The sequence below is a fragment of the Streptomyces sp. NPDC046759 genome, assembly GCF_040645475.1.
Lineage (GTDB): Bacteria > Actinomycetota > Actinomycetes > Streptomycetales > Streptomycetaceae > Streptomyces.
In genome coordinates this window covers 265,996-279,682 of the sequence record NZ_JBEYYJ010000003.1, presented here as the reverse complement: position 1 = coordinate 279,682, position 13,687 = coordinate 265,996, and the positions used below count along the sequence as shown (strand labels likewise).

Sequence of the window (13,687 nt, the reverse complement as noted above, 5' to 3'; positions counted from 1 at the left end):
ACGCCGCGGGGTGCCCGGTTCGCCGGGGCCGCGCCGTCGGCAGGGCCCGAGCCCGGGGCGGACCGTGTCGCGACGGCGGACGCCGGGGCGGGGGCGGCGGTGGCCGGTGCCGTGGAGCGGCTGGCACGGTTGCGGGCCGAGGGGCGCAGCGGGGAGGCGCACGCCCTGCTGGTGGAGGTCGCGCAGTGGCCCGCCGGGCGTTTCCCGGCGCTCGCGGAAGCGCTGCACCGCGCCGGGCTCGGCGCCGACTGGGCGACGCTGCTGTGGGAGGCGCCCTCGCTGCCCGCGGAGCGGCTCGTGGCCGCCGCCGGCGCGCTCGCCGCCGCCGGCCGGGAGGCCGACGGGCGGCAGATCCTGCGGCAGGGCGTGGCCCGGCCGGCCGAGCAGATCGGCGCGGCCGTGCTGCGGCTGGACGGGGCGGGGCACCGGCGGGAGGCGGAGGCGTTGCTGGACGCCTGTGTGCGGGTCCGTACGGCCGAAGAGGCCGCCCGGAGCGTCGCACCCGATCCGGCCCGTCTCGTGCCGCTGCTGCTGCGGGCCGCGCGCGAGGTCTCCGACGAGCGGCACTGGGACCTGGTGCACGCGTTGCGGGTGGCCGGTCACATGACGTGACCCGTGGCGGGCGCGACTGTCCCGGTATGCTCCGATTCATCCCTTCGAGTGTTCCCCTTGCTCGCCCACCGGGGTGTGAAACGTGATCGACTCCGCGGGTTGACGACGATGGTCTTGGCAAGGGCCTCCCGGAGGCATACTTTCGTCCCTCTACGACCTGCTCTACGGGCGTAGAGGCTCTGACGGTCCCGTCGAAGGAGCAGCTCATGGCCAACGTCGTACGAGCCGCACTGGTCCAGGCCACCTGGACCGGCGACACCCGGTCCATGGTGGCCAAGCACGAGGAGCACGCCCGCGAGGCGGCCCGGCAGGGCGCGAGGGTCATCGGGTTCCAGGAGGTCTTCAACGCCCCCTACTTCTGTCAGGTCCAGGAGCCCGAGCACTACCGCTGGGCCGAGCCGGTGCCCGACGGGCCGACGGTGCGGCGGATGCAGGACCTCGCGCGGGAGACCGGGATGGTCGTCGTGGTTCCCGTCTTCGAGGTCGAGCAGTCCGGTTTCTACTACAACACCGCCGCCGTGATCGACGCCGACGGCAGCTACCTCGGCAAGTACCGCAAGCACCACATCCCGCAGGTCAAGGGCTTCTGGGAGAAGTACTACTTCAAGCCCGGCAACCTGGGCTGGCCCGTCTTCGACACGGCCGTGGGCAAGGTCGGCGTCTACATCTGCTACGACCGCCACTTCCCGGAGGGCTGGCGGCAACTCGGGCTCAACGGAGCCCAGTTGGTCTACAACCCCTCCGCCACCCATCGCGGCCTCTCCGCCTACCTGTGGCAGCTGGAGCAGCCCGCGGCGGCCGTCGCCAACGAGTACTTCGTCGCCGCCATCAACCGGGTGGGGCGGGAGGAGTACGGCGACAACGACTTCTACGGGACCAGTTACTTCGTCGATCCGCGTGGGCAGTTCGTCGGCGAGGCAGCGAGCGACAAGTCCGAGGAACTCCTCGTCCGCGACCTCGATTTCGACCTGATCGAGCACGTGCGGCAGCAGTGGGCCTTCTACCGCGACCGCCGTCCCGACGCCTACGAAGGACTGGTACAGCCGTGAACGATCTCTACTCCCGCCACCGCCAGGTCCTGCCCGACTGGCTCGCCCTCTACTACGACGAGCCGATCGAGATCACGCACGGCGAGGGCCGGCACGTCTGGGACTCCGCGGGCAACAAGTACCTGGACTTCTTCGGCGGCATCCTGACCACGATGACCGCCCACGCGCTGCCCGAGGTGACCAAGGCGGTCAGCGAGCAGGCCGGGCGGATCGTCCACTCCTCGACCCTCTATCTCAACCGGCCCATGGTCGAACTCGCCGAGCGCATCGCCAAGGTGAGCGGCATCCCGGACGCCCGGGTCTTCTTCACCACCTCCGGCACCGAGGCCAACGACACCGCCCTGCTGCTCGCCACCACCTACCGGCGCAGCAACACCGTCCTGGCGATGCGCAACAGCTACCACGGCCGTTCCTTCAGCACGGTCGGCATCACCGGCAACCGCGGCTGGTCGCCGACCTCCCTGTCGCCCCTGCAGACCCTGTACGTGCACGGCGGGGTGCGCACCCGGGGGCCGTTCGCCGAGCTGGACGACCGCGAGTTCATCGACGCGTGTGTCGCCGACCTGCGGGACGTCCTCGGCCACACCCGGCCGCCCGCCGCGCTGATCGCCGAACCGATCCAGGGCGTCGGTGGTTTCACGTCCCCGCCCGACGGGCTCTACGCCGCGTTCCGCGAGGTCCTGAAGGAGCAGGGCATCCTGTGGATCGCCGACGAGGTGCAGACCGGCTGGGGCCGCACCGGCGAACACTTCTGGGGCTGGCAGGCGCACGCCCGCAGCGGCCCTCCCGACCTCGTCACCTTCGCCAAGGGCATCGGCAACGGCATGTCGATCGGCGGCGTGATCGCCCGCGCCGAGATCATGAACTGCCTGGACGCCAACAGCATCTCCACCTTCGGCGGCACCCAGCTGACCATGGCCGCCGGTCTCGCCAACCTCACCTATCTCCTCGAACACGACCTCCAGGGCAACGCCCGCCGGGTCGGCGGACTGCTCATCGAGCGGCTGCGGGCCGTCGCCGCCCAACTGCCCGGCGTGCGCGAGGTGCGCGGGCGCGGCCTGATGATCGGCATCGAGCTGGTCAGGCCCGGCACCGACGAGGCCGACCCGCAGACGGCCGCCACCGTACTGGAGACGGCCCGCGAGGGCGGCCTGCTCATCGGCAAGGGCGGCGGCCACAACACCAGCGCCCTGCGCATCGCACCGCCGCTGTCGCTCACCGTCGCTGAGGCCGAGGAGGGCGCGGCGATCCTCGAACGCGCGCTGAGGAGCACGAACTAGAGAACGGGTGCACGGCCATGACCACCACCTCGGAATCCCGGTACGGCTGGGAACCCGCCCTCTCGGTCCGCCAGGTGCTCACCCTGGAGCGGGTGCTCGCCGGGGAGCCCGAGGTGGTCGCGGGCCGAGCCCAGCTCGACCGCCCGGTGCGCTGGGTGCACGTCGCCGAGGCCGCCGATGTGGGCGTGATGCTCAGCGGCGGCGAGATGGTGCTCACCACCGGCGTCCTGCTCGCCGGCGACGAGGCGAAGCAGGCCGAGTACATCCAGTCCCTGCACCGCGCGGAAGCCGCCGCCGTGGTCCTCGGACTCGGGCGCGCCTTTCCCGCGCCGCCCGAGGTGATGCGCCGGGCCGCCGAGCGGTGCGGGCTGCCGATGGTCGTCCTGCACCGGCCCTTCCCGTTCGCCGAGCTGACCGAAGAGGTCCAGAGCCGGCTGGTGCGGCGGAAGTTCGCCGCCGTCAGCCTCTCGGAGACCGTCCGGACCGAACTGACCGCCCTGATCACCGGGGGCGCGCCGCTGCAGCGCCTGCTCGATGAGGTCGCCCGGCACAGCGGCTGCCCGGTCGTCGTCACCAACCTCGCCCACCGTGTCCTCGCCACGGCCGGAGAGCGGTCCGCGGTGGACGACGTGCTGCGCGACTGGGAGCGGATCGCCCGGCAGGCCTCCGCCCGCGCGGACGGCGGCTGGATCAGCGCCGAACTCGGCGGCCGCGGGGAACGCTGGGGCCGGCTGCTGCTGTGCGGCTACCGGGGCGACACGGCCACCGGGCGGCTGCTCGCCGACCGGGCCGCCGAGGCACTGGTGCTGCACCGCATGCTCGGCGGCGGCTCCGCGCACTCCTGGGAGGAGGAGTCCGCGCAGAGCCTGCTCACCGACCTGGTCTCCGGTGCCGTACCGGCCTGCCGGCTGCTGCCCCGGGCGCGCGCGGCCGGGCTGCCGGTCAACCGGCGCACCTTCGTCCCGCTCGTCGTCCTCGGCCGCGCCGCCGACGAACTCGACCGTGTGCTGCGCCTGCTGGGACTGCCCGGGCTGGTCGCCGAGCTCGCCGACGGCGCGGCCGCCGTGCTGCTCAGCCTCGCCCGCGACCAGGACGCCGAGACGCTCACCGCCCACTTCGCCACCCGGCTGCGCTCCGCCTCGCCGGCCGTGGTCGCCGCCGCCGATCCCCGCACCGCCTGGGACGAGGTGCCCGCCGGGCTGCGCGAGGCCCGGCATGTCGCCGACGCCGTCACCGGCTCCTCGGCCGCACTCGACCTCCCGGCCGTCGTCCGCCTCAAGGACGTACACCTGCGTGGACTGGTCCGGCTGCTGCGCGACGACCCGCAGGTGCAGTCCTTCGCCGAACGGGAGCTCGACGGGCTGCTGCGCGACGCCGAGCCGGAGCTGCTGAACGTCCTGCGCACCTATCTGTCGACCGGCCGCAACAAGTCCCGCACCGCCCAGCTCCACCATGTCTCCCGGCCCGCCCTCTACCGCCGCCTGGAGGCCATACAGGTCCGGCTCGGCGTCGACCTGGACGACTTCGAACAGGCGGCCTCCGTCCACATCGCACTTCTCGCGCACGATGCGCAACAGGGCTGAAACATGCGACGAACTGGGAAAACGGCGGTGAAACATGGGACTGCGCAGACGTGACACGGTGGCACGCCGCACGCCCGCAGACGTGACACGCTGCCAATCGAACGGCCCGCGCGGGCTTCCTAGGCTCACGGCACACCGAGCTACCGGAGGTCCCGATGAGCCGAGTGATCCGTGCCGCCCTGTTCCAGACCGCGTGGACCGGCGACAAGGAATCCATGATCCAGGTCCACGAGCAGGCGGCCCGCGACGCGGCCGCGCAGGGCGCCCAAGTCCTCTGCTTCCAGGAGCTGTTCTACGGCCCCTACTTCTGCCAGGTCCAGGACAAGGCCTTCTACGAGTACGCCGAACGGATCCCCGAAGGCCCGACCGTCCGGCGCTTCCAGTCCCTCGCCCGCGAGCTGGGCATCGTCCTGGTCCTGCCGATGTACGAGGAGGAGCAGCCGGGCGTCCTGTACAACACCGCCGCGGTGATCGACGCGGACGGCTCCTATCTCGGCAAGTACCGCAAGACCCACATCCCCCAGGTGCGGGGCTTCTGGGAGAAGTTCTACTTCCGCCCGGGCAACAGCGGCTGGCCCGTCTTCGACACCGCGGCCGGCCGGATCGGTGTGTACATCTGCTACGACCGTCACTTCCCGGAGGGCTGGCGGGCGCTGGGCCTCGCCGGAGCCGAGATCGTCTTCAACCCCTCGGCCACCTCCCGGGGTCTGTCCCGCTACCTCTGGCAGCTGGAGCAGCCGGCGGCGGCCGTCGCCAACGAGTACTTCGTCGGCGCCATCAACCGGGTCGGCGTGGAGGACCTGGGCGACAACGACTTCTACGGCACGACCTACTTCGTGGACCCGGAGGCCCAGTTCGTCGGCGAGGTCGCGAGCGACAAGGAGACCGAACTCGTCGTCCGCGACCTGGACCTGGCCAAGCTCCGCGAGGTCCGCGACCGCTGGCAGTTCTACCGCGACCGGGCGCCGGGCGCGTACGAGCCGCTGACGGCGCCCTGACCGGAACCGAGTGACTGAGGGAGCAGCATGAGCAGCCGTACCGTCATCCGCGGCGGTCTCGTCGTCACCGCGTCGGACGAGATCCACGCCGACGTCCTGATCGAGGACGGCCGCGTCGCCGCCCTCGCCGCCGCCGGCACCCCCGCCGCCGAGGCGTTCACTGCCGAACGGGTCATCGACGCCACCGGCAAGTACGTCGTTCCGGGCGGTGTCGACGCCCACACCCACATGGAGATGCCGTTCGGCGGCACCACCGCCGCCGACACCTTCGAGACCGGCACGCGCGCCGCCGCCTGGGGCGGTACGACCACCATCGTCGACTTCGCCATCCAGAGCGTCGGCCGCACCCTGCGCGAGGGCCTCGACGCCTGGCACGCCAAGGCGGAGGGCAACTGCGCGATCGACTACGGCTTCCACATGATCGTCTCCGATGTGAACCAGGAGACGCTGAAGGAGATGGACCTGCTGGTGGAGGAGGGCGTCACCTCCTTCAAACAGTTCATGGCCTACCCCGGCGTCTTCTACAGCGACGACGGGCAGATCCTCCGAGCCATGCAGCGCGCCGCCGAGAACGGCGGGCTGATCATGATGCACGCCGAGAACGGGATCGCCATCGACGTCCTGGTCGAGCAGGCGCTCGCCCGGGGCGAGACCGACCCGCGCTTCCACGGCGAGGTCCGCAAGGCCCTGCTGGAGGCCGAGGCCACCCACCGCGCCATCCGGCTCGCCCAGGTCGCGGGCGCCCCGCTGTACGTCGTGCACGTCTCGGCGATGGAGGCGGTGGCAGAGCTGACACGGGCGCGGGACGAGGGGCTCAACGTGTTCGGCGAGACCTGTCCGCAGTACCTCTTCCTGTCCACCGACAACCTCGCCGAGCCCGACTTCGAGGGCGCCAAGTACGTGTGCAGCACCCCGCTGCGCCCCAAGGAGCACCAGGCCAGTCTCTGGCGGGGGCTGCGCACCAACGACCTCCAGGTGGTCTCCACCGACCACTGCCCGTTCTGCTTCACCGGCCAGAAGGAGCTGGGCCGCGGCGACTTCTCCAGGATCCCCAACGGCCTGCCCGGCGTGGAGAACCGTATGGACCTGCTCCACCAGGCCGTCGTCGAGGGGCACATCTCCCGCCGCCGCTGGATCGAGATCGCCTGCGCCACCCCGGCCCGGATGTTCGGCCTCTATCCGAAGAAGGGCACCATCGCCCCGGGCTCCGACGCCGACATCGTGATCTACGACCCGCACGCCGAGCAGGTCATGTCGGCCGGGACCCACCACATGAACGTCGACTACTCCGCCTACGAGGGCAAGCGCACCACCGGCCGGGTCGAGACGGTGTTCTCGCGCGGCGAGACGGTCATCACCGAGCGGGAATACACCGGACACGCCGGTCACGGCGTGTTCACCCCGCGCTCCACCTGTCAGTACCTCAACTAGGAGTGGCGCCCCCATGGACTTCGGACTCGTCCTGCAGACCGACCCGCCGGCCTCACGTGTGATCAGCCTGATGAAACGGGCCGAGCGCAACGGGTTCACCCACGGCTGGACGTTCGACTCCGCCGTGCTCTGGCAGGAGCCGTTCGTGATCTACAGTCAGATCCTGGCGAACACCACCAAGCTGACGGTCGGCCCGATGGTCACCAATCCGGGCACCCGCACCTGGGAGGTCACCGCCTCCACCTTCGCCACCCTCAACGACATGTTCGGCAACCGCACCATCTGCGGCATCGGCCGGGGGGACTCCGCGATGCGGGTCGCGGGCCGCAAACCCAACACCCTGGCGCGCATCAGCGAGGCGATGAAGGTCATCCGGGCGCTCGGCCGCGGTGACGAGGCCGATCTCGGCGGCACCAGCATCCGGCTCCCGTGGGTCGCAGAAGGCGCCGAACTCCCGGTCTGGATGGCCGCGTACGGCCCGAAGGCGCTGAAGATGACCGGCGAGGAGGCCGACGGGTTCATCCTCCAGCTGTCCGACCTGTATCTCACCGAGTACATGGTGAAGGCCGTCAAGGAGGCGGCCGCAGCCGCGGGCCGGGATCCGTCGCAGGTGACGATCTGCGTGGCCGCCCCCGCCTACGTCACCGCCGACGACTCGCCCGAGGCCCTCGCCCACGCCCGCGAGCAGTGCCGCTGGTTCGGCGGCATGGTCGGCAACCACGTCGCCGACCTGGTCGCCAAGTACGGCGAGCACTCGGCCCAGGTTCCCGAGGAACTCACCGACTACATCAAGGCACGGCAGGGCTACGACTACGCCCACCACGGGCGCAGCGGCAACCCGGACACCCAGTTCGTGCCCGACGAGATCGTCGACCGGTTCTGCGTCATCGGGCCGGCCGAGAGGCACATCGAGAAACTGGCCGCGCTGCGCGCGCTGGGCGTGGACCAGTTCGCGGTGTACGACATGCACGACGCGCAGGAGGCCACCATCGACGCCTACGGCGCGAAGGTGATCCCGGCCGTCAACGCCTGAAACCCGTCCCTGTCCCTCCTCTCCACCCCCCACCTCTGGTCACCCCTCCCCGCCGCACCGGGGAGGGGCTGGTGCCGCACGGCCGCTCCCGTCCCCTCTTGTTCGATTGGCCTGCTCATGGCCGGCACGGCTCCCACAGCCATACCACCGACCGCCCAAGTCACCCTCCGCGACGGCCGGGTGACGCTCGCTCCCGGTTCGCCGCAGCCCATCGGCCCTTGCAGGGTGCTGACCGGCGACTTCGTCGTCTGCTCGCGGGTTGGTCGGCTGGTTCGTCGCTCGTCGCACTTCCGGGGATGAGCTGAGCTTCCCGGAGTCCGCAATCGTCACATGAGTCTTGCGATACGAGGTGGTCCTGATGCCCTCCAGTGGAAGAACCCTGGCCGATCCAGCCGTCGCGCAGCAGGTGTATCCGGACGGCCGGGTGGCGTTGTCCGATCCGGCGGTGCTGGATGATTCGCGTTTCGCCAACGCGGACCTGGTGCCGGTCCCGATCGAGCGCCGGACATGGGGGACTTATAACTATCTCGCCCTTTGGGTGGGAATGGCGCATTGTATTCCGTCGTGGACGCTCGCCTCGGGGCTGGTGGCGCTGGGGATGGACTGGAAGCAGGCGGTGTTGACGATCGCGCTGGCGAACGTGATCGTGCTGGTGCCGATGCTGCTGACCGGTCATGCCGGCACCAAGTACGGGATCCCCTTCCCGGTGTTCGCGCGGGCGTCGTTCGGGGTGCGTGGGGCGAACCTGCCGGCGATGGTGCGGGCGGCCGTGGCGTGCTGCTGGTTCGGCATCCAGACGTGGATCGGTGGGGAGGGCATCTTCCTGCTGGCCGGCAAGCTGTTCGGCCACGGATGGCTGCACGCCGGCTCGATCGGGGGCACGCCGTGGACCCAGTGGCTGTCGTTCGGTGTGTTCTGGCTCGTCGAGGTCGCCATCATCACCCGCGGCATGGAGACGCTGCGCAGGGTGGAGAACTGGGCGGCGCCGCTGGTGATCGTCGGTGCGCTGGTGCTGCTGGGGGTCATGGCCGCCAAGGCGGGCGGCTTCGGCCCGCTGCTCGACCAGCCTTCCGGCCTGGGCTGGGGGAGCGGGTTCTGGAAGGTGTTCTTCCCCTCTCTGATGGGCATGATCGGCTTCTGGTCCACGCTGTCGCTGAACATCCCCGACTTCACGCGGTTCGGCGGCAGCCAGCGTGCCCAGCTGTGGGGCCAGGCCCTGGGCCTGCCGACCACGATGACGCTGTTCGCGATCCTGTCGGTGTTGGTGACGTCCGGATCCCAGGCCGTCTACGGGGCGCCGATCTGGGATCCGATCGCACTGAGCGCGAAGATGAGCAACACCGTCGGCGCCCTGTTCGCGCTGCTGATCGTGATGGTGGCGACCTTGTCGGTGAACATCGCCGCCAATGTCGTCTCCCCGGCGTACGACCTGTCGCACCTGCTGCCCCGCCTGGTCAGCTTCCGGACCGGCGCGCTGATCACCGGCGTGGTCGGCATCCTGATCATGCCGTGGAAGCTGATCGCCAACCCGCACGTGTACATCTTCACCTGGCTCGGCTTCGTCGGCGGACTGCTCGGCACCGTGGCAGGCATCCTCGTCGCCGATTACTGGATCGTGCGCCGTACACGCCTGGCACTGGGGGAGTTGTACCAGCCCGACGGCCGCTATTGGTACACCGGCGGCTGGAACCTGCGCGCGGTGGTCGCCTTCCTGATCGGCGGCGTCCTGGCCGTCGGCGGCTCGTACTCGACCGTGGTCAAGGGCGTCAAGCAGGGCCCCTTCCCCCCAGACGGCATCATCCCGTTCCTCAAGCCCCTGGCCGATTACGGCTGGGCCGTGGGCCTCGCCTCTGCCCTGCTGCTCTACACCCTGCTCAGCCTCCCCACGAGGACACGGCGTTAGCTCCCGTCCCGGCCGCCGTCGCCCCACACACCGGGGGCGGGCGTGGTTCCTCGCCCCCAGGTGGAGCGCGCCACTGTCCGCGCGCTTCAGGTCGGTTCGGGTCTTCGCGCCGTAGCCGGCGCACGCGGCCCCGGGGGAGCGGGAGTTCGAAGGCCCGATCACCCGGGGCGCGGGAACCACCACGTACGAGCACGACGCCTGACAGCGGTAACCACCCCGGACGGCAGTCGCCGGCGCTACTCCTACGACCCCTTGCAGAGCGGTCCCGGCGGCAGGAGGACGGCCGGCTCCTCCGTCCCACAGCGGAATGCGGTCAGGACTGCGCCTGCCCGCTCCCCAGAGCTCCGGCCGCCGCCCGCGCCGCCTGGATGGCGCCCTTGTTGATCTCGTCCGTACCGGGCGCCTTCTTCGTGTCGAAGTCGCTGCCGTTGTAGGTGACGATCACCAGGGCGTTGGACACCCGGACCATCACCACACCCTCGCGGGTCTGCTGCTTGTCCTCCGTGGTGAGGTTGACCACGGAGTAGGCGCTGTCCCCGAGCCCCGGCACGGCCCCGCCGCCGCTCTTCTCCTTCACCCGCTGCTCGTACTCCTGCTGCGCCTCCTGGGCCGACTCGCCGATCTCGAACGACACGTCGAGCCAGCGGTAGGAGTAGCCCTGCAGCGCGTTCCACGAGCAGGTGCGGCGCAGTGTGGTGTCCGTCGAGGGGATCTCCTTGCCGGCCGTCTTCGCCCCGGGTACCAGGGACTTGACGGTCGCCGCGGGCACGCTGGTGCAGGGGGAGGGCGCGGCGGAGTACGCCTTCGCGCCGGACGAGGGGCCGGAGGAGGACGAAGAGGAAGAGGAGGAGGACGAGGACTGGGGGGACGTCTTCTGGCCCGCCTCGTGTCCGGCGGCCGCCGGCGCGGCCGGGCCGGACGTCAGCGCCCAGCCGACACAGGCGAGTACCGCGACCGGCGAGATCCGCGCGGTGAGAGCGAGCGGCAGAGGAAGAGATCGCACGGCGCACTTCTCGTGTGGGGGAGGGGTACGGAAGGGGTCCGCAGGGTGGACGGGGACGCCAGTCTCACACGAGTCCCTGTGAGGCGGAAGGGAAAACTCGCTGCGTGCCCGGCCGGTCACGACAACGCGTTCACGGCGTACCGCTCTGTCCTTTTTGCACCTCCAGCCAGCGGCGGGCGCCGACCTCGCTGGGGTATGCGCGGACGGTGAGCATGCCGACGCTCCATCCCACGGCCCAAGCGGCCAACGCAGGCATGACGGGCGCCGCGACGAGCCAGAGGAACCGACCGGCGACCACCAGACCGGTGGAACGGCGGGTCTCGTCCCGTTTGGCGGCACGGAACTCGTCGGGGGCGGGCGGGGCAAGGAGCTTCCTGCGGTGGTCCCGGCGCTGTACCAGCCACCCCCAGACCAGGGCCACGACGGATGCCGCAGCCTGCGCCCAGTCCCACACCGTGCGAACGCCCGGGGACAGGTCGCGGCGGAAGCTTCCGTACAGGACGAGCGCGATGTAGCAGCAGAAGGCCAGGACAGCGAGCCACAGGACCGCGGTCAGTGAACGGCGCAGCCAGTACCGCGGACCGCGGCGGTACCACGTGGTGCCGAGCCCCTGCACTGCGGGGATCCGGACGGCGGCCGTGCAGGCCGCGCCCTCAGAAGATGCTTTTGATGCCATGCCACACGTCATCTTTCAGCCGTACGAAGTCGTCCCCGGTCTTGGACAGGACGTGACCCGAGCCGTGGAGTATCCCGCCGACCACTCCGTGGTCGTGGATGTCCTCGCTCCAGTGCTCGTGGAAGGCGTGGTCGATGATGCCGGTCGCGCCGATGACGATGCCACCGCCCACTCCGGCGACCACGGCGACGGGTACGTCGACGGGCGCAAGGGCCACGAGACCCGCCGTGACGGCCGTGCCGGCGGCCAGGCCGGCAATGTTGGCGCCGCCGTCGACCGTGATCGAGCGCTGCCACGACCAACCGGCGTCATGATCGTCGGACGCCTCCAGCAGCCCGCAGGCACCGGCCGCGGCGACGTCCAGGACCGGGATTTCTTTGAGGAAGTCCGGGACCTTCTCCAGGCTCTCCCCCGCGCGCAACGCGTCTGCGGCATCGGCCAGCTTCACATTGAGCTGACGGTCGTAGGGGAGCTTGGTGCTGCCGTTGTCGGCGCGGGCGATCGCGTCTTCCAAGGAGTCCACCTTGGTCAGCGCGTCACTGTAGGCACTCTTGGCGGGCAGGTCCTTGGGCAGCGCCTTGCCCGCCTTCTGGTACGCCTTGCGCTCCGCCCGGAGTTCCTTCTTGGCGGCCTGTGCTGCGTTCTTGGCGTCGTCGAGCTTGGCGCGGGCCTTCGCTCCGCCGGCCCGGGCGTCCTCGGCGTCATACGCGTACAGGCCACGCAGATAGTCCGCGATGGTGAGCTTGTCCGAGGTGGACGCGCCGTCCGTCGCCGTCACCTGGGCATACAGGTCCGACAACTGCTTCGCCGCCACCAGCCGCGCGTGCTGGGCGGTGTGCAGGATCCCGTCGCGCACCTTGGCGTACTCGTTCATCGCGGCGATCGTCTTCTGGTCCTCCGCACTCGGCGGGTCCGCCGTCATGATCGGCTGCGGCGCGCCCTTGGCGTCCGTCACCACGCCCTTGCCGGCCGCGATGTGCTCTGCGTTCTGCAGCGCCGTCTCGCAGGCCGACAGCGCGTCGGCAAGCGTTCCCAGGTACGTGCCCGCCTCGTGCACCAGTTCGGCGAAGCCGCCGGCCGTGATCTCGTCCTCGCTCCACTTGCCGCGGAAGGTCTTGGCCGCCTCGCCCTGCCAGCCCGAGTCACCCGCCAGCTTCTCGACGGCGCTGCTGAGCGGCTTCACCACGCCGTCGAGTTTGTCCTTGGCGTTCTTGTACGTGTTGGCCATCGTGTGCAGGCCATCGATGTCGCCGCCGACCCAGCTGTCACCCATCAGTGCAGATCCTCCGTGAGGTCCTGGAAGACACCATGGATGTCCACGTCGTGCCGGTGGAAGGAGTCCCGCGCGTACGCGGCCTTGTCCCCGTGCTCGTCCAGCCGGTCCGCGAGGAGGATGTGCAGGCTCTCGATGAGGTCGGCGACCTCCTTGATCGCGCTGTCCAGCCCGGGGTCGCCGCCGCTGACCAACGGCGGAGTCACGTCCGGTTTCAGCTTCCGGTAGTCACCGGCCTGGTCGTGGAAGGTCTTCGCAAGTGTGGAGAGGTCGTCGTAGATGACCTTGAAGTCGGCCGTCATCCGCGCACCTCCCGTGCGTAGGCGGCCAGGTCCTCCGGACGCCAGTTGGCTTCCCCGGGCGCGACCCGCGGATCCAGCAGAACGGTGACGCCCTGCTCATCCATCGCCTCGGCCAGCGGCCCGATCGAGGCGGCGACCCATGGCTGTGCCTCGCCGAGCGCCTCCACCAGCTTGCCCAGCGTGGTGAAGGCGAAAGCCACAGTGCGGTGCGCAGGATGGGCGTACAACTCGCAGAGGATGAACGGCACCCGTGCCGGACGCCCGTTCGTGCCGGTTCCCGCGACGGACCGCTGATGCGCGGGCACGAACACCGGCGTGTGATAGGCGGGCACGCCCGGCTTGGGGCGAGGCCGGTCGTCCTCGGCCGGGTTCGGGGGAGGCGCCGTCTCGACGAGGTCCAATAGAGTCGAACGACGTGTGTCAGGCCCCTGATTCGGGCCCGGGACGTCGGCTTCCGGTGGAGCCGGCTCCACGAAATCGAGCAGGCGTGAACGTATCGGCGCCCCCACCGCCGTCACCTCTTCCCCGTGGTTCTCCATGGCCG

13 protein-coding genes and 1 pseudogene are annotated in these 13,687 nt (G+C 70.4%); 9 read left to right on the top strand and 5 right to left on the bottom strand.

What is annotated here, in order from left to right; translation table 11 throughout:
* The 9 genes and pseudogenes from ABZ919_RS06030 to ABZ919_RS05990 all read left to right on the top strand — a co-directional run.
* Positions 1-612, top strand: a pseudogene (locus ABZ919_RS06030) (hypothetical protein); the annotation flags it as partial.
* 206 nt (positions 613-818) lie between these two features.
* A complete protein-coding gene (locus tag ABZ919_RS06025; protein ID WP_361243273.1) occupies positions 819-1,661 on the top strand; it encodes a nitrilase-related carbon-nitrogen hydrolase in 843 nt (280 codons plus the stop codon).
* Positions 1,658-2,941 carry an aspartate aminotransferase family protein gene (locus ABZ919_RS06020; protein WP_361243271.1) on the top strand — a complete coding sequence of 428 codons (1,284 nt, stop codon included), beginning with the start codon at positions 1,658-1,660 and terminating at the stop codon, positions 2,939-2,941. The genes ABZ919_RS06025 and ABZ919_RS06020 overlap by 4 nt, the downstream gene beginning before the upstream one ends.
* Positions 2,942-2,958: 17 nt before the next feature.
* Complete coding sequence (locus tag ABZ919_RS06015) at positions 2,959-4,524, top strand: PucR family transcriptional regulator (protein ID WP_361243270.1); 1,566 nt, start codon at positions 2,959-2,961, stop codon at positions 4,522-4,524.
* Positions 4,525-4,679: 155 nt separating this feature from the next.
* Positions 4,680-5,522 carry a nitrilase-related carbon-nitrogen hydrolase gene (locus ABZ919_RS06010; protein ID WP_361243268.1) on the top strand — a complete coding sequence of 281 codons (843 nt, stop codon included), beginning with the start codon at positions 4,680-4,682 and terminating at the stop codon, positions 5,520-5,522.
* A gap of 27 nt (positions 5,523-5,549) precedes the next feature.
* On the top strand, positions 5,550-6,953 hold the full coding sequence (gene hydA / locus ABZ919_RS06005) for a dihydropyrimidinase (protein ID WP_361243266.1): 1,404 nt from the start codon (positions 5,550-5,552) through the stop codon (positions 6,951-6,953).
* 13 nt (positions 6,954-6,966) lie between these two features.
* Positions 6,967-7,986: a TIGR03842 family LLM class F420-dependent oxidoreductase gene (locus ABZ919_RS06000; RefSeq protein WP_361243264.1), complete on the top strand. Its 1,020-nt coding sequence runs from the start codon at positions 6,967-6,969 to the stop codon at positions 7,984-7,986.
* 358 nt (positions 7,987-8,344) lie between these two features.
* A complete protein-coding gene (locus tag ABZ919_RS05995; RefSeq protein WP_361243262.1) occupies positions 8,345-9,889 on the top strand; it encodes an NCS1 family nucleobase:cation symporter-1 in 1,545 nt (514 codons plus the stop codon).
* A gap of 42 nt (positions 9,890-9,931) precedes the next feature.
* Positions 9,932-10,273 carry an RHS repeat domain-containing protein gene (locus tag ABZ919_RS05990; protein ID WP_361243260.1) on the top strand — a complete coding sequence of 114 codons (342 nt, stop codon included), beginning with the start codon at positions 9,932-9,934 and terminating at the stop codon, positions 10,271-10,273.
* On the opposite strand, the gene ABZ919_RS05985 is transcribed toward ABZ919_RS05990, so the two are convergent.
* From ABZ919_RS05985 to ABZ919_RS05965, 5 genes are all read right to left on the bottom strand, one after another.
* The gene (locus ABZ919_RS05985) at positions 10,203-10,892 is read right to left on the bottom strand and encodes a hypothetical protein (protein WP_361243259.1); all 690 of its coding nucleotides are present in this window, start codon (positions 10,890-10,892) and stop codon (positions 10,203-10,205) included. The genes ABZ919_RS05990 and ABZ919_RS05985 overlap by 71 nt on opposite strands.
* Before the next feature lie 130 nt (positions 10,893-11,022).
* The gene (locus ABZ919_RS05980) at positions 11,023-11,568 is read right to left on the bottom strand and encodes a hypothetical protein (RefSeq protein ID WP_361243257.1); all 546 of its coding nucleotides are present in this window, start codon (positions 11,566-11,568) and stop codon (positions 11,023-11,025) included.
* Positions 11,546-12,841: a WXG100 family type VII secretion target gene (locus tag ABZ919_RS05975; RefSeq protein WP_361243256.1), complete on the bottom strand. Its 1,296-nt coding sequence runs from the start codon at positions 12,839-12,841 to the stop codon at positions 11,546-11,548. Before ABZ919_RS05975 ends, ABZ919_RS05980 begins: the two co-directional genes overlap by 23 nt.
* The gene (locus ABZ919_RS05970; RefSeq protein ID WP_361243254.1) at positions 12,841-13,143 is read right to left on the bottom strand and encodes a DUF6317 family protein; all 303 of its coding nucleotides are present in this window, start codon (positions 13,141-13,143) and stop codon (positions 12,841-12,843) included. Before ABZ919_RS05970 ends, ABZ919_RS05975 begins: the two co-directional genes overlap by 1 nt.
* Positions 13,140-13,682 (bottom strand): SAV_915 family protein, encoded by a 543-nt coding sequence (locus tag ABZ919_RS05965; protein WP_361243252.1) that lies wholly within the window; start codon positions 13,680-13,682, stop codon positions 13,140-13,142. Before ABZ919_RS05965 ends, ABZ919_RS05970 begins: the two co-directional genes overlap by 4 nt.
* Positions 13,683-13,687 lie beyond the last annotated feature (5 nt).

What these genes read in the sequence shown, in the direction of transcription:
- ABZ919_RS06025 (WP_361243273.1), top strand. Translation starts at nt 819, where the DNA reads ATGGCCAACGTCGTACGAGCCGCACTGGTCCAGGCCACCTGGACCGGC.
- ABZ919_RS06015 (WP_361243270.1), top strand. Translation starts at nt 2,959, where the DNA reads ATGACCACCACCTCGGAATCCCGGTACGGCTGGGAACCCGCCCTCTCG.
- ABZ919_RS06010 (WP_361243268.1), top strand. Translation starts at nt 4,680, where the DNA reads ATGAGCCGAGTGATCCGTGCCGCCCTGTTCCAGACCGCGTGGACCGGC.
- hydA (WP_361243266.1), top strand. Translation starts at nt 5,550, where the DNA reads ATGAGCAGCCGTACCGTCATCCGCGGCGGTCTCGTCGTCACCGCGTCG.
- ABZ919_RS06000 (WP_361243264.1), top strand. Translation starts at nt 6,967, where the DNA reads ATGGACTTCGGACTCGTCCTGCAGACCGACCCGCCGGCCTCACGTGTG.
- ABZ919_RS05995 (WP_361243262.1), top strand. Translation starts at nt 8,345, where the DNA reads ATGCCCTCCAGTGGAAGAACCCTGGCCGATCCAGCCGTCGCGCAGCAG.
- ABZ919_RS05980 (WP_361243257.1), bottom strand. Translation starts at nt 11,568, where the DNA reads ATGGCATCAAAAGCATCTTCTGAGGGCGCGGCCTGCACGGCCGCCGTC.
- ABZ919_RS05975 (WP_361243256.1), bottom strand. Translation starts at nt 12,841, where the DNA reads ATGGGTGACAGCTGGGTCGGCGGCGACATCGATGGCCTGCACACGATG.
- ABZ919_RS05970 (WP_361243254.1), bottom strand. Translation starts at nt 13,143, where the DNA reads ATGACGGCCGACTTCAAGGTCATCTACGACGACCTCTCCACACTTGCG.
- ABZ919_RS05965 (WP_361243252.1), bottom strand. Translation starts at nt 13,682, where the DNA reads ATGGAGAACCACGGGGAAGAGGTGACGGCGGTGGGGGCGCCGATACGT.